Source organism: Micromonospora sp. NPDC048930 (assembly GCF_043197935.1).
Taxonomy (GTDB): domain Bacteria; phylum Actinomycetota; class Actinomycetes; order Mycobacteriales; family Micromonosporaceae; genus Micromonospora.
In genome coordinates this window covers 152,601-172,902 of the sequence record NZ_JBICUB010000012.1, presented here as the reverse complement: position 1 = coordinate 172,902, position 20,302 = coordinate 152,601, and the positions used below count along the sequence as shown (strand labels likewise).

Here is a 20,302-nt window from a genome sequence, read left to right as displayed (position 1 = left end):
GGTGTAGACAATGGCTATCCGTAAGTACAAGCCGACGACGCCGGGCCGGCGTGGCTCGAGCGTCGCCGACTTCGCCGAGATCACCCGGTCGACGCCCGAGAAGTCGCTGCTGGCTCCGCTGCCGAAGAAGGGCGGTCGCAACGCCCACGGCCGGATCACCACGCGGCACCAGGGTGGCGGGCACAAGCGCCAGTACCGTCTGATCGACTTCAAGCGGGTCGACAAGGACGGCGTGCCGGCGAAGGTCGCCCACATCGAGTACGACCCGAACCGCACCGCGCGCATCGCGCTGCTGCACTACGCCGACGGCGAGAAGCGTTACATCATCGCGCCGAAGGACCTGAAGCAGGGCGACACCGTGGAGTCGGGTCCGGGCGCCGACATCAAGCCGGGCAACAACCTGCCGCTGCGGAACATCCCGGTCGGTACCACCATCCACAACGTGGAGCTGCGCCCGGGCGGCGGTGCCAAGCTGGCCCGCTCGGCCGGCGTCGGCATCCAGCTGCTCGGCCGTGAGGGCGCGTACGCGACCCTCCGCATGCCGTCCGGTGAGATCCGGCGCGTCGACGTGCGCTGCCGCGCCAGCGTCGGCGAGATCGGCAACGCCGACCAGTCGAACATCAACTGGGGTAAGGCCGGCCGTATGCGGTGGAAGGGCAAGCGCCCGACCGTCCGTGGTGTCGCGATGAACCCGGTCGACCACCCGCACGGTGGTGGTGAGGGTAAGACCTCCGGTGGTCGCCACCCGGTGAACCCGCAGGGTAAGCCCGAGGGCCGCACCCGTCGTAAGGGCCAGCCGAGCGACCGGCTGATCGTCCGCCGCCGCTACGCCACGCGTAAGCGCGGCTGAGGGAGATAAGACATGCCTCGCAGCCTGAAGAAGGGCCCGTTCGTCGACGACCACCTGCTCAAGAAGGTGGAGACGCAGAACGAGAAGGGCTCCAAGAACGTCATCAAGACCTGGTCGCGGCGCTCGACCATCATCCCCGAGATGCTGGGGCACACGATCGCCGTGCACGACGGGCGCAAGCACGTCCCGGTCTTCGTGACTGAGGCCATGGTCGGGCACAAGCTCGGCGAGTTCGCGCTGACCCGCACGTTCAAGGGTCACGAGAAGGACGACCGGAAGAGCCGCCGGCGCTGACGCCGCGGGCATACGGATAGAGGAACAAGGGGTTACAGCGATGCCAGGAAAGGGCGACGCTCCGGTGCTTCCGGGCGCGCGGGCGGTTGCGCGGCACGTGCGCATCTCGCCGATGAAGGCGCGCCGGGTGGTCAACCTCGTCCGCGGCCTGCCCGCGAAGGAGGCGCTCACGGTGCTGCAGTTCGCGCCGCAGGCTGCGAGCGAGCAGGTGTACAAGGTGCTCGCGAGCGCGATCGCCAACGCGGAGAACAACGAGCGGCTGGACCCCGACGCGCTGCTCGTCAGCGAGGCGTTCGTCGACGAGGGCCCGACGATGAAGCGGTTCCGGCCGCGGGCGCAGGGCCGGGCGTACCGGATCCGCAAGCGGACCTGCCACATCACCGTGGCGGTCGAGGCGGTGGCGCCGGCCGCGCCGAAGAAGTCGGCGAAGAAGGCCGCCCCGGCCAAGCAGGCCGCGGCCGCCGAGGGGCAGAGCACGACGGAGGGTGCCGAGTAATGGGTCAGAAGGTTCACCCCACTGGGTTCCGGCTCGGCATCTCGACCGACTGGAAGTCCCGCTGGTTCGCGGACAAGCTCTACAAGGACTACATCGGCGAGGACGTCAAGATCCGCCGGATGATGTCCAAGGGCCTGGAGCGCGCCGGCATCTCCAAGGTCGACATCGAGCGCACCCGGGACCGGGTCCGCGTCGACATCCACACCGCCCGGCCGGGCATCGTCATCGGCCGTAAGGGTGCGGAGGCCGACCGGATTCGGGGCGAGCTGGAGAAGCTCACCGGCAAGCAGGTTCAGCTGAACATCATCGAGGTGAAGAGCCCCGAGTCGGACGCGCAGCTGGTCGCCCAGGGCGTCGCCGAGCAGCTGTCCAGCCGGGTCAGCTTCCGTCGGGCCATGCGCAAGGCGATGCAGTCCGCGATGAAGAACCCGGTCTGCAAGGGCATCCGGGTGCAGGTCTCGGGCCGTCTCGGCGGCGCCGAGATGAGCCGGACCGAGTTCTACCGCGAGGGCCGGGTTCCGCTGCACACGCTGCGGGCCAACATCGAGTACGGCTTCTTCGAGGCCCGTACCACCTTCGGCCGGATCGGCGTGAAGGTCTGGATCTACAAGGGCGACGCCGTCCCGGGCCGCGAGGCCCCGGCCGAGGCCGCCCCGTCGCGCGGCCCGCGCCGCGACCGTGGCGACCGGCCCGAGCGGCCGCGCCGTGGCCGGTCGGGTTCGTCGGGTACGACCGCCGGTGGCACCGAGGCCGGCCGGGCTGCCGCGACCACCATCGCGCAGCAGGCCGAGACGCCGAGCGGCGAGCCGGTTGACACCGGTGCCGTCGCCGCGGCCGCCACTCAGCCGGCAGAAACGCAGCAGGAGGGCTGACAGATGCTGATGCCGCGCAAGCCCCCGAAGGGCTTCCGCAAGCCGCACCACCCGGACCGCCACGGCGCGTCCAAGGGTGGTAACCGGGTGGTGTTCGGCGAGTTCGGGATCCAGGCTCTCGAGCCGGCGTACGTGACCAACCGCCAGATCGAGTCGGCGCGTATCGCGATGACCCGCCACATCAAGCGTGGTGGCAAGGTCTGGATCACGATCTTCCCGGACCAGGCCCTCACCAAGAAGCCGGCGGAAACCCGGATGGGTTCCGGTAAGGGTTCGCCCGAGTGGTGGGTCGCCAACGTCAAGCCGGGGCGGGTTCTCTTCGAGATGTCCTTCCCCAACGAGCAGATCGCGCGAGAGGCGATGCGTCGCGCGATCCACAAGCTCCCGATGAAGTGCCGCATTGTTACGCGCGAAGTGGGTGAATCCTGATGGCAGCGGGCGTCAAGGCCTCCGAGCTGCGTGAGCTCTCCGAGGAGGAGCTGGTCACGAAGCTGCGCGAGGCGAAGGCGGAGCTGTTCAACCTCCGCGTGCAGGCCGCAACCGGGCAGCTGGACAACAACCGGCGGCTGCAGGTCATCCGTCGGGAGATCGCCCGGATCTACACGATCATGCGTGAGCGTGAGCTGGGTCTCTCGGCCGCGCCGACTGAGGTGACTGCATCATGAGTGAGAACACCACCGCCGCCGCGCGGGCCCGCCGCAAGGTGCGTGAGGGCCTCGTGGTCAGCGACAAGATGGAAAAGACCGTCGTGGTCGAGGTCGAGGACCGGGTCAAGCACGCGCTGTACGGCAAGATCATGCGCCGGACCAGCAAGCTGAAGGTGCACGACGAGCAGAACTCGGCCGGCATCGGCGACCGGGTCCTGATCATGGAGACCCGGCCGCTGTCCGCCACCAAGCGGTGGCGGCTCGTGGAGATCCTCGAGAAGGCCAAGTAGCGAAGGCTCGAGCTCGGCCGGCATCGGTCGGGCGCAGGTTCCGCCAGGCTCCGGCCGCCCCAGGGCGGCCGGAGAACCGGCAGACATAGGAGATAGACGTGATTCAGCAGGAGTCGCGACTGCGCGTCGCCGACAACACGGGTGCCCGGGAGATCCTGTGCATCCGCGTTCTCGGTGGCTCCGGTCGGCGCTACGCGAGCATCGGCGACGTCATCGTGGCCACGGTCAAGGACGCGATCCCCGGTGCCGGTGTGAAGAAGGGCGACGTCGTCAAGGCCGTCGTCGTTCGCACCGTCAAGGAGAAGCGGCGGCCGGACGGCTCGTACATCCGCTTCGACGAGAACGCCGCCGTCATCATCAAGGACGGTGGGGACCCGCGCGGCACCCGTATCTTCGGCCCGGTGGGGCGCGAGCTGCGGGACAAGCGGTTCATGAAGATCATCTCTCTCGCGCCGGAGGTGTTGTGACCGTGAAGGTCAAGAAGGGCGACACGGTCGTCGTCATCGCCGGCAAGGACAAGGGTGCCAAGGGCAAGGTCATCGCGGCCTACCCGCGGCAGGACAAGGTCCTGGTCGAGGGCGTGAACCGGGTCAAGAAGCACACCCGCATCAGCACCACCCAGCGTGGCGCCAAGACCGGTGGCATCGTCACCCAGGAGGCCCCGATCCACGTCTCGAACGTGCAGGTCCTGGACTCCGACGGCAAGCCGACCCGCGTCGGTTACCGGATCGACGAGAACGGCCAGAAGGTCCGCATCGCGCGTAGCACCGGTAAGGACCTGTGATGACCACGGCTACCGAAACCAAGACCATGCCGCGCCTCAAGGAGCGGTACCGCAACGAGATCGTGGCCCAGCTGCGCGAGCAGTACCAGTACGGCAACCCCATGCAGGTTCCGCGGCTGGTCAAGATCGTCGTGAACATGGGTGTCGGCGAGGCCGCTCGGGACGCCAAGCTCATCGACGGCGCGGTCCGCGACCTGGCCACCATCACCGGCCAGAAGCCGCAGGTGCGGCGGGCGACCAAGTCCATCGCGCAGTTCAAGCTGCGGGAGGGCATGCCGATCGGCGCGAAGGTCACCCTGCGCGGCGACCGGATGTGGGAGTTCCTGGACCGGCTGCTGTCCATCGCGCTGCCGCGTATCCGCGACTTCCGCGGCCTGGACGGGCGCAAGCTCGACGGGCACGGCAACTACACGTTCGGTCTGACCGAGCAGTCGGTGTTCCACGAGATCGACCAGGACAAGATCGATCGCCAGCGGGGCATGGACATCACGGTGGTCACGACCGCCACGACCGACGACGAGGGCCGGGCGCTGCTCAAGCTCCTGGGCTTCCCGTTCAAGGAGAACTGAGATGGCCAAGAAGGCGCTGATCATCAAGGCGGCCGCGAAGCCGAAGTTCTCGGTTCGCGCGTACACCCGCTGCCAGCGGTGCGGGCGTCCGAAGGCGGTCTACCGCAAGTTCGGTCTCTGCCGGGTGTGCATCCGGGAGATGGCCCACCGCGGTGAGCTGCCCGGCGTGTCCAAGGCTTCCTGGTAATAGCCCGGCGCGCTTCGCGCGTCAGCTGAACTGTCTCTTCGCCGTAGGCCCCGGGCCTGGCCCGGGGAACCCCGGCGAGAAAGGTTGACGAGTTTCATGACGATGACCGACCCGATCGCAGACATGCTCACGCGTCTGCGCAACGCCAACCAGGCGTACCACGACCGGGTGACGATGCCCTACTCGAAGATCAAGGCGAACATCGCCGAGGTCCTCAAGGCCGAGGGTTACATCGCCACCTGGTCGGTCGAGGAGCCCGAGGAGGGCGCCGTCGGCAAGCGACTGGTCGTCGAGCTGAAGTACGGCCAGAACCGGGAGCGGAGCCTGGCCGGCATCAAGCGCGTGTCCAAGCCCGGTCTGCGGGTTTACGCCAAGTCGGACGGGCTCCCGCGGGTGCTCGGTGGGCTGGGCGTGGCGATCATTTCGACGTCCCAGGGGCTGCTCACCGACCGGCAGGCCCGCAAGCGGAGCGTTGGCGGGGAAGTCCTCGCCTTCGTCTGGTAACGGGAGACAGGTAGAAATGTCGCGTATTGGACGTAAGTCGATCCCGGTGCCAGCCGGCGTCGATATCACCATCGACGGCCAGACCGTCAAGGTCAAGGGCCCGAAGGGCGAGCTGAGCCACGTGCTGGCCGAGCCGATCACGGCGGAGCGGGGCGAGGACGGCGCGCTGCACGTCAACCGGCCGAACGACGAGCGCAAGGCCAAGGAGCTGCACGGCCTGAGCCGTACGCTGGTGGCCAACATGATCGTCGGGGTGACCGAGGGCTACCGCAAGAGCCTCGAGATCGCCGGTACCGGTTACCGTGTCACCGCCAAGGGCAAGGACCTGGAGTTCGCGCTCGGGTTCTCGCACCCGGTCCTGGTGCCGGCGCCGGAGGGCATCACCTTCACGGTCGAGAAGCCGACGCTGTTCCACGTGGCCGGCATCGACAAGCAGCAGGTCGGCGAGGTCGCCGCCAACATCCGGAAGATCCGCCCGCCGGAGCCCTACAAGGGCAAGGGCGTGAAGTACCAGGGCGAGGTCATCCGCCGTAAGGCTGGAAAGGCAGGTAAGAAGTGAGCGCCACGCTGCTCAAGCGCCGCCGCGGCGTCGCCGCCAAGCGTGCCGTCGGGCGTGCGCGTCGGCACTTCCGGGTCCGCAAGAACGTCAGCGGCACCGCCGAGCGTCCTCGCCTGGTCGTCACCCGCTCGCTGCGTCACATCGTCGCCCAGATCGTGGACGACACCAAGGGTCACACCCTGGCGTCGGCCTCGACCATGGACGCCTCGCTGCGCGGCGCCGAGGGCGACAAGAGCGCCCTGGCCGGCAAGGTCGGCGCCCTGCTCGCCGAGCGGGCCAAGGCCGCCGGCGTCTCGAAGGTCGTCTTCGACCGCGGTGGCAACCGGTACGCGGGGCGGGTCGCCGCGCTTGCCGCTGCCGCCCGCGAAGCCGGGCTCGAGTTCTAGAAACCCCGTCACGAGAGAGAAGGAAGGCTGCTGATGCCAGGTCAACAGCGCCGTGGCGGCGGGTCCGGTGGCAACGAGGGTGGTCGCCGCGACAACCGCCGTGAGGGCGGCCGCGGAAACGCGCCCGTCGAGAAGACCCCGCACCTCGAGCGGGTCGTCGCGATCAACCGCGTCGCCAAGGTCGTGAAGGGTGGTCGTCGCTTCAGCTTCACCGCCCTGGTGATCGTGGGCGACGGCGACGGCACCGTCGGTGTGGGCTACGGAAAGGCCAAGGAGGTGCCCGCGGCGATCGCCAAGGGTGTCGAGGAGGCCAAGAAGCACTTCTTCAAGGTGCCGCGGATCGGCGCCTCGATCCCGCACCCGGTGCAGGGCGAGGACGCGGCCGGTGTGGTGCTGCTCAAGCCGGCCTCGGCCGGTACGGGTGTCATCGCCGGTGGTCCGGTGCGTGCCGTGCTGGAGTGCGCGGGCATCCACGACGTGCTCTCCAAGAGCCTCGGCTCGTCCAACCCGATCAACATCGTGCACGCCACGGTGGCGGCCCTGAAGGCGCTCGAGTCGCCCGAGGCGGTCGCGGCCCGTCGTGGTCTGCCGGTCGAGGACGTCGCGCCGGCCGCCATGCTGGCGTCGCGGGCGGGGGTGGCTTCCTGATGGCGCGCCTGAAGGTCACCCAGGTCCGGTCCGAGATCGGGACCAAGAAGAACCAGCGTGACTCGCTGCGTTCGCTCGGTCTCAAGCGGATCAACGACGTGGTGGTCAAGGAGGACCGTCCGGAGATCCGCGGCATGATCTTCGCGGTCAACCACCTCGTGAAGGTCGAGGAGGTCGAGTAATGACGATCAAGGTGCACCACCTGCGTCCGGCGCCCGGGGCCAAGACCGACAAGACCCGCGTGGGTCGCGGTGAGGGCTCGAAGGGCAAGACCGCCGGTCGCGGTACCAAGGGTTCGAAGGCCCGGAAGAACATCTCGCCGGCGTTCGAGGGTGGGCAGATGCCCATCCACATGCGCCTGCCGAAGCTGAAGGGCTTCAAGAACAAGTTCAAGGTCGTCTTCCAGGTGGTCAACCTGGACCGGCTCGCCGAGCTCTTCCCGAACGGCGGCCAGGTCGGCCCGGTCGAGATGGTCGAGGCCGGTGCGGTCCGCAAGGGCCAGCCGGTCAAGGTGCTCGGCACCGGCGACCTCGGTGGGGTGGCGCTCCAGGTGTCGGCGCACGCGTTCAGCGCGTCGGCCAAGGAGAAGATCACCGCCGCCGGCGGCTCGGTCACCGAGCTGTAAGGCACTGTTCGTGGCGCCCGCTCAGTTGTCCGCAACTGGGCGGGCGCCATGGTCTACCCGGTAGATGTGCGCCGGGTAACATCGGATTCGTTTTATGTAGCCGGGCACATCTGCCCGGACCGGGGTGGGACTGTTAGAGTCCCATCCCAGCTATGGATATCGGGCACTCGCCCGGCACCCACCCCGCTCCGCCAGGGATCACCACCGGCGGCCCGCGTCGCGCAGGAGGAAGAAGTTGCTGTCCGCCTTTCTCAGTGCGTTCCGTACGCCTGACCTGCGCAAGAAGCTGCTGTTCACAGTAGGCATCATTGCGGTCTACCGGCTCGGCGCCACGCTGCCCAGCCCGGGCGTCTCGTACGGCAACGTGCAGAAGTGCCTCGACACCCTCCAGGGGGGCAGCACCGGCGTGCTGAACCTGCTGGACCTCTTCTCGGGTGGCGCGCTGCTGCAGCTGTCGGTCTTCGCGCTCGGCATCATGCCGTACATCACCGCGTCGATCATCCTGCAGCTGCTGACGGTGGTCATCCCGCGGTTGGAGCAGCTCCGCAAGGAGGGCCAGGCCGGCCAGGCGAAGATCACCCAGTACACCCGGTACCTGACCCTGGGCCTGGGCATCCTGCAGTCGTCGGCGTTCGTGGCGCTGGCCCGTTCCGGCCAGCTCTTCAACAACCAGTGCGACCAGTTCCCGATCGTCCCCAAGGACACCGGGATCCCGGACTGGCTGACGCTGAGCATCCTGGTCATGACCATGACCGCGGGCACCGGTGTGGTGATGTGGCTCGGCGAGCTGATCACCGACCGCGGCGTCGGCAACGGCATGTCGGTCCTGATCTTCACCTCGATCGCGGCCCGGCTCCCCAGCGAGGGCTGGAAGATCAAGACCACCAAGGGCTGGGGGATGTTCTTCCTCGTCATCGCCCTGGTCCTGCTGGTCATCACCGCGGTCACCTTCATCGAGCAGGCGCAGCGCCGGATCCCGGTGCAGTACGCCAAGCGCATGATCGGCCGGCGGATGTACGGCGGCACCTCCACCTACATCCCGCTGAAGGTCAACCAGGCCGGCGTCATCCCGGTCATCTTCGCCTCGTCGCTGCTCTACCTGCCGACGCTCATCCTTCAGTTCTTCGACCAGACCAACCCGGGCAAGACCCAGGCCTGGATCCAGAACCACATCGTGAAGGCGAGCGCGCCGGAGCACATCGCGATCTACTTCCTGCTGATCATCTTCTTCACGTACTTCTACGTGTCGATCACGTTCAACCCGACCGAGGTCGCGGACAACATGAAGAAGTACGGCGGCTTCGTGCCGGGCATCCGCCCCGGCAAGCCCACCGCCGAGTACCTCGACTTCATCCTCAGCCGGATCACCCTGCCGGGCGCGCTCTACCTGGGCATCATCGCGATCCTGCCGAACTTCTTCTTCATCTGGCTCGACAACCAGCAGTTCCAGAACTTCCCGTTCGGCGGCACCGCTGTGCTCATCATGGTCGGCGTCGGTCTGGAGACCGTGAAGCAGATCGAGAGCCAACTCATGCAGCGGAACTACGAAGGGTTCCTGCGGTAGATGCGACTCGTTCTGGTTGGCCCGCCGGGCGCGGGCAAGGGCACACAGGCGGAGTTCATCGCCGCCCACCTCTCGGTGCCGAAGATCTCGACCGGTGACATCTTCCGCGCCAACGTCTCCCAGGGCACGCCGCTGGGGGTCGAGGCGAAGCGCTACATGGACGCCGGCAAGCTGGTCCCGGACGAGGTCACCATCAACATGGTGCGGGACCGGCTCGCCGAGCCGGACGCCAGCGAGGGCTTCCTCCTCGACGGCTTCCCGCGTACCACGCCGCAGGCCGCCGCGCTGGACAAGCTCCTCGCCGACCTCGGCACCGCGCTGGACCTGGTGCTGGAGCTGGTCGTCGACGACGACGAGGTGATCCGGCGGCTCTCCGGGCGGCGTACCTGCCGCGGCTGCGGCAAGATCTGGCACGTCGAGTTCGACGCCCCCACCCAGGAGGGCATCTGCGACCGCTGCGGCGCCGAGCTGTTCCAGCGGGACGACGACAAGCCGGAGACCATCGCGGCCCGGCTCCGGGAGTACGCCGAGAAGACCGCGCCGCTGGTCGATTACTACGGCGCCCAGGGCAAGCTCGTCGGCATCGACGCGACCGGGCCGGTGGAGGACGTCACCGTCCGCGCCATAGACGCCCTGCGCTCGTACGGCGGCTGACGTCCCGCCGGTGGATCCGGCGGATAGAGTGCGAACAGCGGGGTACGTCCGACGTGCCCCGCTGTTCCGCGCAACGAAAGGTAACGCGTCCATGCGTCGTCCCCAGCTGGACATCCAGCTGAAGACCCCCGACCAGATCGAGATGATGCGGGCCGCCGGTCTGGTGGTCGCCCGCGCGCTGCGTCGGATGCGGGAGGCGGTCGCCCCCGGGGTGACCACCGCCGACCTGGACGCCATCGCCGAGGCCACCATCCGCGAGGCCGGCGCGGTCCCGTCGTTCAAGGGCTACCACGGCTTCCCGGCGTCGATCTGCTCGTCAGTGAACGAGCAGGTGGTGCATGCGATCCCGTCGTCGAAGCAGGTGCTCCGCGAGGGCGACCTGATCTCGATCGACTGCGGCGCGGTGCTGAACGGCTGGCACGGCGACTCGGCGATCACGGTCGGCGTCGGCGAGGTCGACCCGGCCCTGCTGAAGATGGCCGCGGTGGCCGAGGACGCGATGTGGGCCGGGATCGCGGCCGCCGCCCGGGGCGCGGCCAGCGGCAAGGGGCGGCTCACCGACATCTCGCACGCGGTGGAGAACGCGGTCCGCAAGGGCGGCCGGTACGGCATCGTCGACGGGTACGGCGGTCACGGTATCGGCACGGAGATGCACCAGGACCCGCACGTGCTGAACCACGGGCGTCCCGGCAAGGGCCCCCGGCTGGTGCCGGGCCTGGCCCTGGCCATCGAGCCGATGATCACCATGGGTTCGCCCCGCACGGTGGAACTGGCGGACGGCTGGACGGTGGTGACCCGGGACGGCTCGATCGCGGCGCACGTCGAGCACTCGATGGCCCTGTTGGACGACGGGGTGTGGGTGCTGACGGCCGAGGACGGCGGCCGGTCCCGCCTCGGCGACCTGGTCACCTCGCGCCAGCCGGCGAACTCCCCGGCGGCCTGACCAGCCGGCCCGGCGAGGGAAGGTTCTCGTCCGGCTGGGCGAATTGACGGTGATCGTCACCACCGTGCCCTCGCGTCCGGAATCCGCCGCTGCCGCCGGGTGGCGCCCTGGTGGCATGCTTGCCTTCATGGAGCGGGGCGGGATGCGGGCGGCGGACGCCGACCGGGAGGCCACGGCCGAACGGCTCCGGGTGGCGCTGGAGGAGGGCCGGCTCGACCTCCACGAGTACGACGAACGCCTGGTCCGGGCGTACGGCGCGAAGACGTACGCGGAACTGGACGCGGTCCTCGCGGACCTGCCCGGGCCGACGCCCGCGCAACGCGCGGCGGTGGCCCCGGTCACCGCGCCGCCGGCGCCGGTGGCCGATGCGGGCGGCAAGGCCGTGGACACCGGGCACGGCGGCGGCTGGCTGCTCGGGGTCTGGTCGCCGTGGCTGCGGGTGGCGGGCATCCTCACGGTGATCTGGCTGATCTCCGCCGTCGGCTCGGGGGACATGGGCCACTACTGGCCGGCCTGGGTGCTCGGTCCGTGGGGAGTGCTCCTGCTGTTGCGCACCGCGGGGGGCCACGATCATGGGGCGCGGCACCCGCGCGAGTGGCACGGCGGGAAGTCCCGGCACGAGCGACGGGCCCGCCGCAGACGCCGCTGACCCGCTGGCCGGTATGGCGCGGGTCACAGCAGGTCGGCGACGCTTGACGAATTTCCTCCGGAGGGGTGACCGGACGGGCGGCCGGTTTGGCGACGGCGTGCAGGCGGGCGTACACTTTCTGATCGGCGCACAGCGTCCACTCCGGCATGCCCACCCGCGCTTCGGTGGGAGCTGGAGCCGCGGCTGGCGCGGGTTTCCTGATCTTGGTCAGTTCACCCGTGTAAGACGTTGTGGGCCGTCCGGAGCAACCGACGTCAGGACAGCGGAGGACATGCCGAAAAAAGACGGAGCCATCGAGATCGAGGGTCGGGTCATCGAGCCCCTGCCGAACGCCATGTTCCGGGTGGAGCTCGCGAACGGCCACAAGGTGCTGGCTCACATCAGCGGCAAGATGCGGCAGCACTACATCCGCATCCTGCCGGAGGACCGGGTCGTCGTCGAACTCTCGCCGTACGACCTGACCCGCGGGCGCATCGTCTACCGCTACAAGTAAGCCTGACGACGGCCGGGACGTCCCCGTGTCCGTCTTCGACGTCCGGCGTCGCGCATCATCGCGTCTCCGGGCCAGATGGGAAGTAAGGCAACCGTGAAGGTCAAGCCGAGCGTCAAGAGGATCTGCAACAAGTGCCGGGTGATCCGCCGGCACGGCCGGGTCATGGTCATCTGCCAGGACCCGCGCCACAAGCAGCGCCAGGGCTGACGCCCCACACATCATCAGCTCGTCCCAGCCGCGAACGGTACGCAGCGCGTACTGCCTCGTGGTTGACCCCCGGTCGGAGGCCGGGGCCCGCTCGGGCAGCGACCGCTCCCGGTCGCCGGCGCGTGACGCCGGAAGGACAGGGACGGTCGGTAGCGGGGTGGGACGGGTCCACACCTCCGCCACAACATCACGAGGAGTACGCCCGCACATGGCACGTCTAGTCGGCGTGGACCTCCCCCGCGAGAAGCGGATGGAGATCGCGCTCACCTACATCTTCGGGGTCGGTCGCACCCGCGCCCTGGAGACCCTGGCCGCCACCGGTATCTCTCCGGACAAGCGCGTCCGGGACCTCACGGACGAGGAGCTGGTCCAGCTCCGCAACCACATCGAGGGCAACTACAAGGTCGAAGGCGACCTGCGCCGCGAGGTCGCCGCTGACATCCGCCGCAAGGTCGAGATCGGCTGCTACGCCGGCATCCGGCACCGCCGGGGTCTGCCCGTGCGTGGCCAGCGGACCAAGACCAACGCGCGGACCCGGAAGGGCCCGAAGCGGACCGTCGCCGGCAAGAAGAAGCCCGGCAAGAAGTAGTTCTTAAACCGGAATTCTGGTCCTTCTCCGCCGAGGTCGGCCGGACTCCAACCGGAGCCGGTGTCCACGGAAGCAGCGGGGCGAGAGACCGGAACCCGATCGAGAACCGAAACAGGAGCGCAAAAGACTTATGCCACCGAAGGCTCGTGCCGGAGCCGCCGTCAAGAAGGTCCGGCGCAAGGAACGCAAGAACGTCGCCCACGGGCAGGCGCACATCAAGAGCACCTTCAACAACACCATCGTGTCCATCACGGACCCGACCGGTGCGGTCATCTCCTGGGCCTCCTCGGGCCAGGTGGGCTTCAAGGGCTCCCGCAAGTCGACTCCGTTCGCCGCGCAGCTGGCCGCCGAGGCCGCCGCGCGCCGGGCCATGGAGCACGGCATGCGCAAGGTCGACGTGTTCGTCAAGGGTCCCGGCTCCGGCCGGGAGACCGCCATCCGTTCGCTGCAGGCCGTGGGCCTCGAGGTCGGGCAGATCTCCGACGTCACCCCGCAGCCGCACAACGGATGCCGTCCGCCGAAGCGTCGCCGGGTCTGAGAGGTTAGAGAGAGATGGCTCGTTACACCGGTGCTGACTGCCGCCGTTGCCGGCGGGAGAAGATGAAGCTGTTCCTCAAGGGCAGCAAGTGCGATGGCCCGAAGTGCCCGTTCGAGTCCCGGCCGTTCCCGCCCGGGCAGCACGGCCGCGGCCGCACCAAGGAGACGGAGTACCTGCTCCAGCTCCGCGAGAAGCAGAAGGCTCGCCGGGTCTACGGCGTGCTGGAGAAGCAGTTCCGCGGCTACTACGAGGAAGCCGTGAGCAAGAAGGCCAAGACCGGTGAGGTCCTGCTGCAGATCCTCGAGTCGCGACTGGACAACGTGGTCTACCGGGCCGGCTACGCCAAGTCCCGGGACATGGCCCGGCAGCTGGTCAAGCACGGCCACTTCACGGTGAACGGCAAGAAGGTCGACATCCCGTCGTACCGGGTCAAGGAGCACGACATCATCGAGGTGCGTGCGAAGAGCAAGGAGCTCACCCCGTTCCTGGTGGCGCAGGGTGAGGCCGGCTCGCGGACCGTCCCGGCGTGGCTGGAGGCCATCCCGAGCCAGATGAAGATCCTCGTGCACTCGCTCCCGGCCCGCCAGGTGATCGACACCCAGGTCCAGGAGCAGCTGATCGTCGAGCTCTACTCCAAGTAAGAGCTCGTTGCGGTGGCCCGCCCTCCGGGGCGGGCCACCGGAACAGTTTGTGTCGTGGGCGTCATATGGCGGGCGCCCCGGAAGAGAAGAGAAAAGATGCTCATCAGCCAGCGACCGTCTCTCTCCGAAGAGTCGATCAACGAGACCCGGTCCCGGTTCACCATCGAGCCGCTGGAGCCCGGCTTCGGCTACACCCTGGGCAACTCGCTGCGGCGCACGCTGCTGTCGTCGATCCCGGGTGCGGCCGTGACCTCGATCAAGATCGACGGTGTGCTGCACGAGTTCACCACGATCCCCGGGGTCAAGGAGGACGTGGTCGAGCTCGTCATGAACATCAAGGAGCTCTGCGTCAGCTCCGAGCACGACGAGCCGGTCAGCATGTACCTGCGCAAGCAGGGCCCGGGCGACGTGACCGCCGGTGACATCCAGCCCCCGGCCGGTGTCTCGGTGCACAACCCGGACCTGAAGCTCGCCACCCTCAACGGCAAGGGCCGGCTCGACATGGAGCTGACCGTCGAGCGGGGTCGGGGCTACGTCACCGCCGCGCAGAACAAGCAGGCGGGCGCCGAGATCGGCCGGATCCCGGTCGACTCGATCTACTCGCCGGTGCTCAAGGTGACGTACCGCGTCGAGGCGACCCGCGTCGAGCAGCGGACCGACTTCGACCGGCTGATCATCGACGTCGAGACCAAGCCGTCGATGGGCCCGCGTACCGCGCTGGCCTCGGCCGGTTCGACGCTGGTGGAGCTCTTCGGGCTGGCCCGGGAGCTGGACGAGACCGCCGAGGGCATCGACATCGGGCCGTCCCCGCAGGACGCCCAGCTGGCGGCGGACCTGGCTCTGCCGATCGAGGAGTTGGACCTCACCGTCCGCTCCTACAACTGCCTCAAGCGCGAGGGCATCAACTCCGTTGGTGAGCTGATCGGGCGTACCGAGGCGGACCTCCTCGACATCCGGAACTTCGGTCAGAAGTCGATCGACGAGGTCAAGATGAAGCTCGCCGGGATGGGCCTGGGGCTGAAGGACTCGGCTCCGAACTTCGACCCGGCGCACGTCGTGGACGCCTTCGGCGAGGCCGACTACGACACCGACGACTACCGCGAGACCGAGCAGCTCTAAGTCCGGCTGCCGCCACATCTGAGGAGCACCAACAATGCCCACGCCCACCAAGGGCCCCCGCCTCGGCGGCAGCCCCGCGCACGAGCGGCTGATGCTGGCCAACCTGGCCTCTTCGCTGTTCCAGCACGGCAAGATCCAGACCACCGAGACGAAGGCCCGGCGGCTGCGCCCGCTGGCCGAGCAGCTGATCACCAAGGCCAAGCGGGGCGACCTCGCCTCGCGTCGGCGGGTGCTGGCCGTCGTCAAGGACAAGGACGTGGTCTACGCCCTGTTCGACCAGATCGCGCCCCGGTACGCCAACCGCAACGGTGGCTACACCCGGATCGTGAAGACCGGTCCGCGCAAGGGTGACGCCGCTCCGATGGCGATCATCGAGCTGGTCGAGGAGCTTCAGGTCGCCGAGCCGAAGGCGAACAAGAAGACCGCCGCCCGCAAGGCCGCCCAGCAGGACAAGGTCGAGGCCCTGGCCCGCGAGGAGGAGGTCCCGCAGGCGCAGCCGGCTGAGGACCAGGACTCCGAGCCGCCGGTGCACGTCTCCGGCGACACCGCCGAGGCGGGCGAGGACAGCGACGAGGCCAACGAGAACAAGGCCTGAGCACAGGCAGCATCGTCGGGCCCGGCACCCCTTCCCTGGGGTGCCGGGCCCGACGGCGTGAACGGGAGGTACGAGGTGGACGAGCGGACCCGGTTGCGGCTGGACGTCTCGTACGACGGCACCGACTTCTCGGGCTGGGCCGCCCAGCCCACCCGGCGTACCGTCGCCGGCGTCCTGATGGAGACGCTGGACCTGGTGCTCGGTGCGGGCACCGCAACCGGGTTGACCGTGGCCGGCCGGACCGACGCCGGCGTGCACGCCACCGGGCAGGTCTGCCACCTCGACCTGCCGACCGAGGTCTGGCGGCAGCACGAGGGGAAGCTGCTGCGCCGGCTGGCCCGGCTGCTCCCGCCCGACGTGCGGGTACGCGCGATGACCGAGGTGCCGGCCGAGTTCGACGCCCGCTTCTCGGCCACCTTCCGCCGCTACGAGTACCGGGTCACCGACGCCCCGTGGGGCGCCGAGCCGCTGCGCCGTACGGACACCCTCGCCTGGCCGAAGCCGCTGGACCTAGCAGCGCTGAACGCCGCCGCGGCCGGGCTGGTGGGGGAGCACGACTTCGCGGCGTACTGCCGGCGCAAGGAGAACGCCACCACGCTGCGCGAGGTGACCCGGCTGGACTGGCGGCGGGACCCGGACGGGATCCTGGTCGCCACCGTGCAGGCCGACGCGTTCTGCCAGAACATGGTGCGCAGCCTGGTCGGCGCGATGCTGGTCGCCGGGGACGGCCGCCGGCCGGTCGAGTGGCCCGCGAGCCTGCTCAGCCGCCGGGAGCGGTCCAGCGAGGTGACCGTGGCGCCGGCGCACGGGCTGGCCCTGGTCGAGGTCGGCTACCCCGTCGACCCGGCCGAGTACGCCCGCCGGGCCGAACTCACCCGCCGGCTCCGGGTGCCGGTCGCCGAGGGCTGAGCGCCGCCCCCGCCGGACCGACGGTCAACCGGCATGGCACGGCCCGCCGTCCCGGGTCGGGACGACGGGCCGTCGGTGCTCGGGTCAGTTGCCGGTGCCGTCCTGGCCGGTGACCCCGTCCGTGGCGGACTCGGTGGGCTGGGTGGCCACCCCGCCGTTCGCCCGTCGCTCCAGCACGCCACGGTTCAGGTAGACCTCGATCAGGTCGTACAGGATCTCCCGGGCCGTGCCGTCGGTGGCGCTGATCCGCTGCCCGTCGGCCCGGGTGACCAGGCAGTACGCGATGTAGTGGCCGCGTACCTGCCAGCCGACCCGGGCGGCGGCGGTCGCCACGGCCTGGGTGTCGTCGCCGGCCGCCATGCCCCGGAACCGGCCCTGCCGTTCGTCGAGCATCTGCCGGATCCGGTCCCGGGCGCGCTGGGCGCTGGCCACGTCCGTCAGGTTGAACAGCCCGGCCGTGACCAGGTGCTGCCCGTCGGGGGAGCGGAGGGTTGCCCGGACCACCTGGTTGCAGCCGAGGCGGACCAGCAGGTCGGCGATCTCGCCGGTGGCCGCGACCGCGCAGCTGCCGCTGGAGTTCGTCCGCAGCACCTCGTACGCCGGCTGGCCGTCGCTGACCACCAGCTGCTTGCCCGGGAAGACCTCCTTGGCGGTGAGCGCCAGCTGGTCGGTGTCCCGGGAGTCCAGGTCCGTCCCGTCGCCGGCGGCGGACTGCTCCACCACGGGCTGTCCGGTGGGCGTGCCGGCCTGCGGGGTGCCGTTCCGCTCCTGGAGCAGGGCGGCGACGGCCAACCCGCAGAGGGCGAGCAGGACCAGCACGGCGGCCCCGCCGATGAGCGCCTGCCAGGCCCGGCCGCCGCGCCGGCGTCCGTCCCCTCGGGCGCGGGGCGGCTCCGGCGGCTCGTCGGTCCGGGCGGCCACGCCCTGTGGCGGCTCGGGGTGGGCGGTCGGCTGCACCACCGGGACGGTGGCCCGGGGAGCGGCCGGCTCGGCCGCCGGGTGGGCCGGCGGCGCCGGTGCCGGTGACGGTGGCGGCATGGGTGCCGGGGCCGGCGGGTGGGCGACGTCGACGGCCGGCCGGCTGGGCCGGACCGGCGGGGGCAGCGACGGGGTGGGGAAGCGGGACGGCGAGGGGCCCGCCGGTGGAGGTGGCGTGGCACCGGGCGCGGACGGGTCCGACCCGGACCTCGGGTACTCCAGGAAGGCGTCCTCATCGGACTCGTACCGATACACCATGTGAGCCACACTAAGGGCCTATTGTCCCTTTCGAGGGTAATATCGGGAAAATCTGGCGGAGTGGCGTGATGAGGTCCCCGCCGCACCGTCTCCGGAGGCCGGCCCGGGCGGTGCGACAATGCCCGACGTGACCGGCGACCACTACTTCACCGCTGAACCCACGACCGCCGCCCGCCCGCGGGAGGTGGGGTTCTCCGTCGCCGGGCGCGACTACACGCTCGCCTCGGCCAGCGGGGTCTTCTCGGCCGACCGGCTCGACCCCGGGACCGCGGTGCTGTTCCGCAAGGCCGACCTGCCGGCCGCCGACGTCGCCGGCGCGCTGCTCGACATCGGCTGCGGCTTCGGCCCGATCACCTGCGTACTGGCCACCACCGCGCCGTCCGCCACGGTGTGGGCGGTGGACGTCAACCAGCGTGCCCGGGACCTCACCGCCGCCAACGCCGCCCGGGTCGGCGCCGCCGACCGGGTCCGGGTCGTCGCGCCGGACGACGTACCGGCCGACATCTCCTTCGCCCAGATCTGGTCCAACCCGCCGATCCACATCGGCAAGGCGGAGCTGCACAACCTGCTGCGGCGCTGGCTGCCCCGGCTCGCCCCGGACGGGCTCGCCTGGCTGGTCGTCGCCCGGCACCTCGGCGGCGACTCGCTGCACCGCTGGCTCGTCGAGCAGGGCTGGCAGGTCGAACGGCACGCCAGCCAGAAGGGCTTCCGGGTGCTGCGGGTCACCCGATAATCGAGTGTCGCCCGTCCCGGCCCCTCGGGCAGGATGCCCGCGTGGGATACGTGGACGTGGCAGGGGTCGGGCACATCCTCCCGGACGGCCGGGAACTCTTCGCCGAGGTGTCGTTCCGGGTCGGTGAGGGCGCCAAGGTTGCCCTGGTCGGCCCCAACGGCGCCGGCAAGACCACGCTGCTCCGGATGGTCGCCGGTGACCTGCCGGTGAAGACGGGCGCGATCGCCCGCTCCGGCGGGCTCGGCGTGATGCGCCAGTTCATCGGCATGATCGGAGACGACTCCACGCTCGCCGACCTGGCGCTCGCGCTGGCCCCGCCGGCGCTGCGCGACGCCGGCCGCCGGCTGGTCGAGACCGAGGCGGCCATGCGGGCGGCCGAGGTCCGCGGCAAGTACAGCACCGCCGCCGGCAAGGCCCAGCTCGCGTACGCGGACGCCCTGGCGGCCTGGGGCGAGGTCGGCGGGTACGACGCCGAGGTGCTCTTCGACACCGTCGCCACCATCGTCCTCGACCTGCCCTGGGACGCCGCCCGGGAACGTCCGGTGCGGACCCTCTCCGGCGGCCAGCAGAAGCGCTTCGCCCTGGAACTGCTGCTGCGCGGCCCCGACGAGGTGCTGCTCCTCGACGAGCCGGACAACTTCCTCGACGTACCCGGCAAACGCTGGCTGGAGGCCCGGCTACGGGAGTCCGGCAAGTCGGTGCTCTACGTCTCGCACGACCGGGAACTGCTGGCGCAGACCGCCGACCGGGTGGTCGCCGTGGAGGGCGGCAGCGCCTGGGTGCATCCGGGCAGCTTCGCCAGCTGGCACGAGGCGCGGGTGGCCCGGCACGCCCGCCTCGACGAGCTGCGCAAGCGCTGGGACGAGGAACACCAGAAGCTGCGCGAGCTGATGCTGATGTACAAGCAGAAGGCCGCGTACAACGACGGGATGGCCTCGCGATACCAGGCCGCGCAGACCCGGTTGCGCAAGTTCGAGGAGGCCGGGCCGCCGCCCGTACCCCCGAAGGACCAGGACATCCGGATGCGGCTGACCGGCGGGCGGACCGGCAAGCGCGCGGTGATCGCCGAACAGCTCGAACTCGACGGCCTGACCTACCCGTTCGACCTGGAGCTCTGGTACGGCGACCGGGTCGCCGTGCTGGGCGCCAACGGCACCGGGAAGTCGCACTTCCTGCGCCTGCTGGCCCGGGGCGGCAGCGACCCGGACCCGGCCAACACCCCGGTGGACGGGGCGGCGGCGCTCGCGCCCGTCGCACACGACGGGGTGGTCCGCCTCGGCGCGCGGGTCCGGCCCGGGCACTTCTCGCAGACCCACGACCGGCCGGAGCTGATGGAGAAGACCCTGGTCGACATCCTGTGGCGGGGCGACGAGCACCGGGCCGGGATGGACCGGCACGCGGCGATGGCGGCGCTGTCCCGCTACGAGCTGGCCGGGCAGGGCGACCAGCGCTTCGGCACGCTCTCCGGCGGCCAGCAGGCGCGGTTCCTGGTGCTGCTGCTGGAACTCTCCGGGGCGACCCTGCTGCTGCTCGACGAGCCCACCGACAACCTCGACCTGGCCTCCGCCGAGGCGCTCGAGGCGGGCCTGAACGCGTTCGAGGGGACGGTGATCGCGGTGACCCACGACCGCTGGTTCACCCGCTCCTTCGACCGGTTCGTGCTGTTCCGCGGGGGCGGCGAGGTGGTGGAGACCCCCGAGCCCGTCTGGGACGTCGGTTGA

The 20,302-nt window shown here is 70.0% G+C and carries 32 protein-coding genes; 31 read left to right on the top strand and 1 reads right to left on the bottom strand.

Annotated elements, in window-relative coordinates; translation table 11 throughout:
• Positions 1-10 precede the first annotated feature (10 nt).
• The 29 genes from rplB to truA all read left to right on the top strand — a co-directional run bounded on the left by rplB (position 11) and on the right by truA (position 16,612).
• On the top strand, positions 11-850 hold the full coding sequence (rplB, locus tag ACGFI9_RS27685) for a 50S ribosomal protein L2 (protein ID WP_393182422.1): 840 nt from the start codon (positions 11-13) through the stop codon (positions 848-850).
• Positions 851-862: 12 nt separating this feature from the next.
• Positions 863-1,144 (top strand): 30S ribosomal protein S19, encoded by a 282-nt coding sequence (gene rpsS, locus ACGFI9_RS27680; protein WP_091290357.1) that lies wholly within the window; start codon positions 863-865, stop codon positions 1,142-1,144.
• A 40-nt stretch (positions 1,145-1,184) separates the two neighbouring features.
• Positions 1,185-1,640, top strand: a complete 456-nt coding sequence (rplV, locus tag ACGFI9_RS27675) for a 50S ribosomal protein L22 (protein WP_357438197.1) — start codon at positions 1,185-1,187, stop codon at positions 1,638-1,640.
• Positions 1,640-2,512 (top strand): 30S ribosomal protein S3, encoded by an 873-nt coding sequence (rpsC, locus tag ACGFI9_RS27670; RefSeq protein ID WP_393182420.1) that lies wholly within the window; start codon positions 1,640-1,642, stop codon positions 2,510-2,512. Before rplV ends, rpsC begins: the two co-directional genes overlap by 1 nt.
• Positions 2,513-2,515: 3 nt before the next feature.
• The gene (gene rplP / locus ACGFI9_RS27665; RefSeq protein WP_073834927.1) at positions 2,516-2,941 is read left to right on the top strand and encodes a 50S ribosomal protein L16; all 426 of its coding nucleotides are present in this window, start codon (positions 2,516-2,518) and stop codon (positions 2,939-2,941) included.
• Positions 2,941-3,177 carry a 50S ribosomal protein L29 gene (gene rpmC, locus ACGFI9_RS27660; protein WP_007073028.1) on the top strand — a complete coding sequence of 79 codons (237 nt, stop codon included), beginning with the start codon at positions 2,941-2,943 and terminating at the stop codon, positions 3,175-3,177. Before rplP ends, rpmC begins: the two co-directional genes overlap by 1 nt.
• Positions 3,174-3,449, top strand: coding sequence for a 30S ribosomal protein S17 (gene rpsQ / locus ACGFI9_RS27655; protein WP_091262798.1), 276 nt, complete (start codon positions 3,174-3,176; stop codon positions 3,447-3,449). The genes rpmC and rpsQ overlap by 4 nt, the downstream gene beginning before the upstream one ends.
• 98 nt (positions 3,450-3,547) lie before the next feature.
• A complete protein-coding gene (gene rplN, locus ACGFI9_RS27650; protein WP_020520472.1) occupies positions 3,548-3,916 on the top strand; it encodes a 50S ribosomal protein L14 in 369 nt (122 codons plus the stop codon).
• On the top strand, positions 3,913-4,233 hold the full coding sequence (gene rplX / locus ACGFI9_RS27645; protein WP_172896341.1) for a 50S ribosomal protein L24: 321 nt from the start codon (positions 3,913-3,915) through the stop codon (positions 4,231-4,233). Before rplN ends, rplX begins: the two co-directional genes overlap by 4 nt.
• Positions 4,233-4,802: a 50S ribosomal protein L5 gene (gene rplE, locus ACGFI9_RS27640; RefSeq protein WP_393182418.1), complete on the top strand. Its 570-nt coding sequence runs from the start codon at positions 4,233-4,235 to the stop codon at positions 4,800-4,802. Before rplX ends, rplE begins: the two co-directional genes overlap by 1 nt.
• A 1-nt stretch (position 4,803) precedes the next feature.
• Positions 4,804-4,989 carry a type Z 30S ribosomal protein S14 gene (locus tag ACGFI9_RS27635; protein WP_007465272.1) on the top strand — a complete coding sequence of 62 codons (186 nt, stop codon included), beginning with the start codon at positions 4,804-4,806 and terminating at the stop codon, positions 4,987-4,989.
• Positions 4,990-5,085: 96 nt separating this feature from the next.
• Positions 5,086-5,493 (top strand): 30S ribosomal protein S8, encoded by a 408-nt coding sequence (gene rpsH / locus ACGFI9_RS27630; protein WP_013288624.1) that lies wholly within the window; start codon positions 5,086-5,088, stop codon positions 5,491-5,493.
• A gap of 16 nt (positions 5,494-5,509) precedes the next feature.
• Positions 5,510-6,052, top strand: coding sequence for a 50S ribosomal protein L6 (gene rplF / locus ACGFI9_RS27625; RefSeq protein WP_393182416.1), 543 nt, complete (start codon positions 5,510-5,512; stop codon positions 6,050-6,052).
• The gene (rplR, locus tag ACGFI9_RS27620) at positions 6,049-6,438 is read left to right on the top strand and encodes a 50S ribosomal protein L18 (RefSeq protein WP_393182414.1); all 390 of its coding nucleotides are present in this window, start codon (positions 6,049-6,051) and stop codon (positions 6,436-6,438) included. The genes rplF and rplR overlap by 4 nt, the downstream gene beginning before the upstream one ends.
• A 33-nt stretch (positions 6,439-6,471) precedes the next feature.
• The gene (gene rpsE, locus ACGFI9_RS27615; protein ID WP_073834922.1) at positions 6,472-7,086 is read left to right on the top strand and encodes a 30S ribosomal protein S5; all 615 of its coding nucleotides are present in this window, start codon (positions 6,472-6,474) and stop codon (positions 7,084-7,086) included.
• Complete coding sequence (rpmD, locus tag ACGFI9_RS27610; protein WP_302771512.1) at positions 7,086-7,268, top strand: 50S ribosomal protein L30; 183 nt, start codon at positions 7,086-7,088, stop codon at positions 7,266-7,268. The genes rpsE and rpmD overlap by 1 nt, the downstream gene beginning before the upstream one ends.
• Positions 7,268-7,711, top strand: a complete 444-nt coding sequence (gene rplO / locus ACGFI9_RS27605) for a 50S ribosomal protein L15 (protein WP_393182412.1) — start codon at positions 7,268-7,270, stop codon at positions 7,709-7,711. Before rpmD ends, rplO begins: the two co-directional genes overlap by 1 nt.
• A 235-nt stretch (positions 7,712-7,946) precedes the next feature.
• Positions 7,947-9,275: a preprotein translocase subunit SecY gene (gene secY, locus ACGFI9_RS27600; protein WP_393182410.1), complete on the top strand. Its 1,329-nt coding sequence runs from the start codon at positions 7,947-7,949 to the stop codon at positions 9,273-9,275.
• Positions 9,276-9,929 carry an adenylate kinase gene (locus tag ACGFI9_RS27595; protein WP_393182408.1) on the top strand — a complete coding sequence of 218 codons (654 nt, stop codon included), beginning with the start codon at positions 9,276-9,278 and terminating at the stop codon, positions 9,927-9,929.
• 91 nt (positions 9,930-10,020) lie between these two features.
• Positions 10,021-10,872, top strand: a complete 852-nt coding sequence (gene map, locus ACGFI9_RS27590; protein ID WP_393182406.1) for a type I methionyl aminopeptidase — start codon at positions 10,021-10,023, stop codon at positions 10,870-10,872.
• A 115-nt stretch (positions 10,873-10,987) separates the two neighbouring features.
• Positions 10,988-11,521, top strand: a complete 534-nt coding sequence (locus ACGFI9_RS27585; protein ID WP_393182404.1) for a DUF1707 domain-containing protein — start codon at positions 10,988-10,990, stop codon at positions 11,519-11,521.
• Between the two features lie 271 nt (positions 11,522-11,792).
• Complete coding sequence (infA, locus tag ACGFI9_RS27580; protein WP_007073013.1) at positions 11,793-12,014, top strand: translation initiation factor IF-1; 222 nt, start codon at positions 11,793-11,795, stop codon at positions 12,012-12,014.
• A gap of 93 nt (positions 12,015-12,107) precedes the next feature.
• Positions 12,108-12,221, top strand: coding sequence for a 50S ribosomal protein L36 (gene rpmJ / locus ACGFI9_RS27575; protein ID WP_073834917.1), 114 nt, complete (start codon positions 12,108-12,110; stop codon positions 12,219-12,221).
• A 208-nt stretch (positions 12,222-12,429) separates the two neighbouring features.
• On the top strand, positions 12,430-12,810 hold the full coding sequence (gene rpsM / locus ACGFI9_RS27570; protein WP_091290326.1) for a 30S ribosomal protein S13: 381 nt from the start codon (positions 12,430-12,432) through the stop codon (positions 12,808-12,810).
• 130 nt (positions 12,811-12,940) lie between these two features.
• Positions 12,941-13,348, top strand: a complete 408-nt coding sequence (gene rpsK / locus ACGFI9_RS27565; RefSeq protein WP_013288613.1) for a 30S ribosomal protein S11 — start codon at positions 12,941-12,943, stop codon at positions 13,346-13,348.
• A gap of 14 nt (positions 13,349-13,362) precedes the next feature.
• Positions 13,363-13,989, top strand: coding sequence for a 30S ribosomal protein S4 (gene rpsD, locus ACGFI9_RS27560; RefSeq protein ID WP_393182402.1), 627 nt, complete (start codon positions 13,363-13,365; stop codon positions 13,987-13,989).
• A 96-nt stretch (positions 13,990-14,085) separates the two neighbouring features.
• On the top strand, positions 14,086-15,108 hold the full coding sequence (locus ACGFI9_RS27555) for a DNA-directed RNA polymerase subunit alpha (RefSeq protein ID WP_007073009.1): 1,023 nt from the start codon (positions 14,086-14,088) through the stop codon (positions 15,106-15,108).
• 34 nt (positions 15,109-15,142) lie between these two features.
• Complete coding sequence (gene rplQ, locus ACGFI9_RS27550) at positions 15,143-15,703, top strand: 50S ribosomal protein L17 (protein WP_393182400.1); 561 nt, start codon at positions 15,143-15,145, stop codon at positions 15,701-15,703.
• Positions 15,704-15,778: 75 nt separating this feature from the next.
• A complete protein-coding gene (gene truA, locus ACGFI9_RS27545) occupies positions 15,779-16,612 on the top strand; it encodes a tRNA pseudouridine(38-40) synthase TruA (RefSeq protein WP_393182398.1) in 834 nt (277 codons plus the stop codon).
• A gap of 84 nt (positions 16,613-16,696) precedes the next feature.
• Here the strand turns inward: truA and ACGFI9_RS27540 are convergent, their stop codons facing one another.
• Positions 16,697-17,848, bottom strand: a complete 1,152-nt coding sequence (locus ACGFI9_RS27540; RefSeq protein ID WP_393182396.1) for a hypothetical protein — start codon at positions 17,846-17,848, stop codon at positions 16,697-16,699.
• 127 nt (positions 17,849-17,975) lie between these two features.
• On the opposite strand from ACGFI9_RS27540, the gene ACGFI9_RS27535 reads away from it, so the two are divergent.
• Both ACGFI9_RS27535 and ACGFI9_RS27530 read left to right on the top strand, forming a co-directional pair.
• Complete coding sequence (locus ACGFI9_RS27535) at positions 17,976-18,581, top strand: class I SAM-dependent methyltransferase (RefSeq protein WP_393182501.1); 606 nt, start codon at positions 17,976-17,978, stop codon at positions 18,579-18,581.
• 41 nt (positions 18,582-18,622) lie between these two features.
• Complete coding sequence (locus tag ACGFI9_RS27530; protein WP_393182394.1) at positions 18,623-20,302, top strand: ABC-F family ATP-binding cassette domain-containing protein; 1,680 nt, start codon at positions 18,623-18,625, stop codon at positions 20,300-20,302.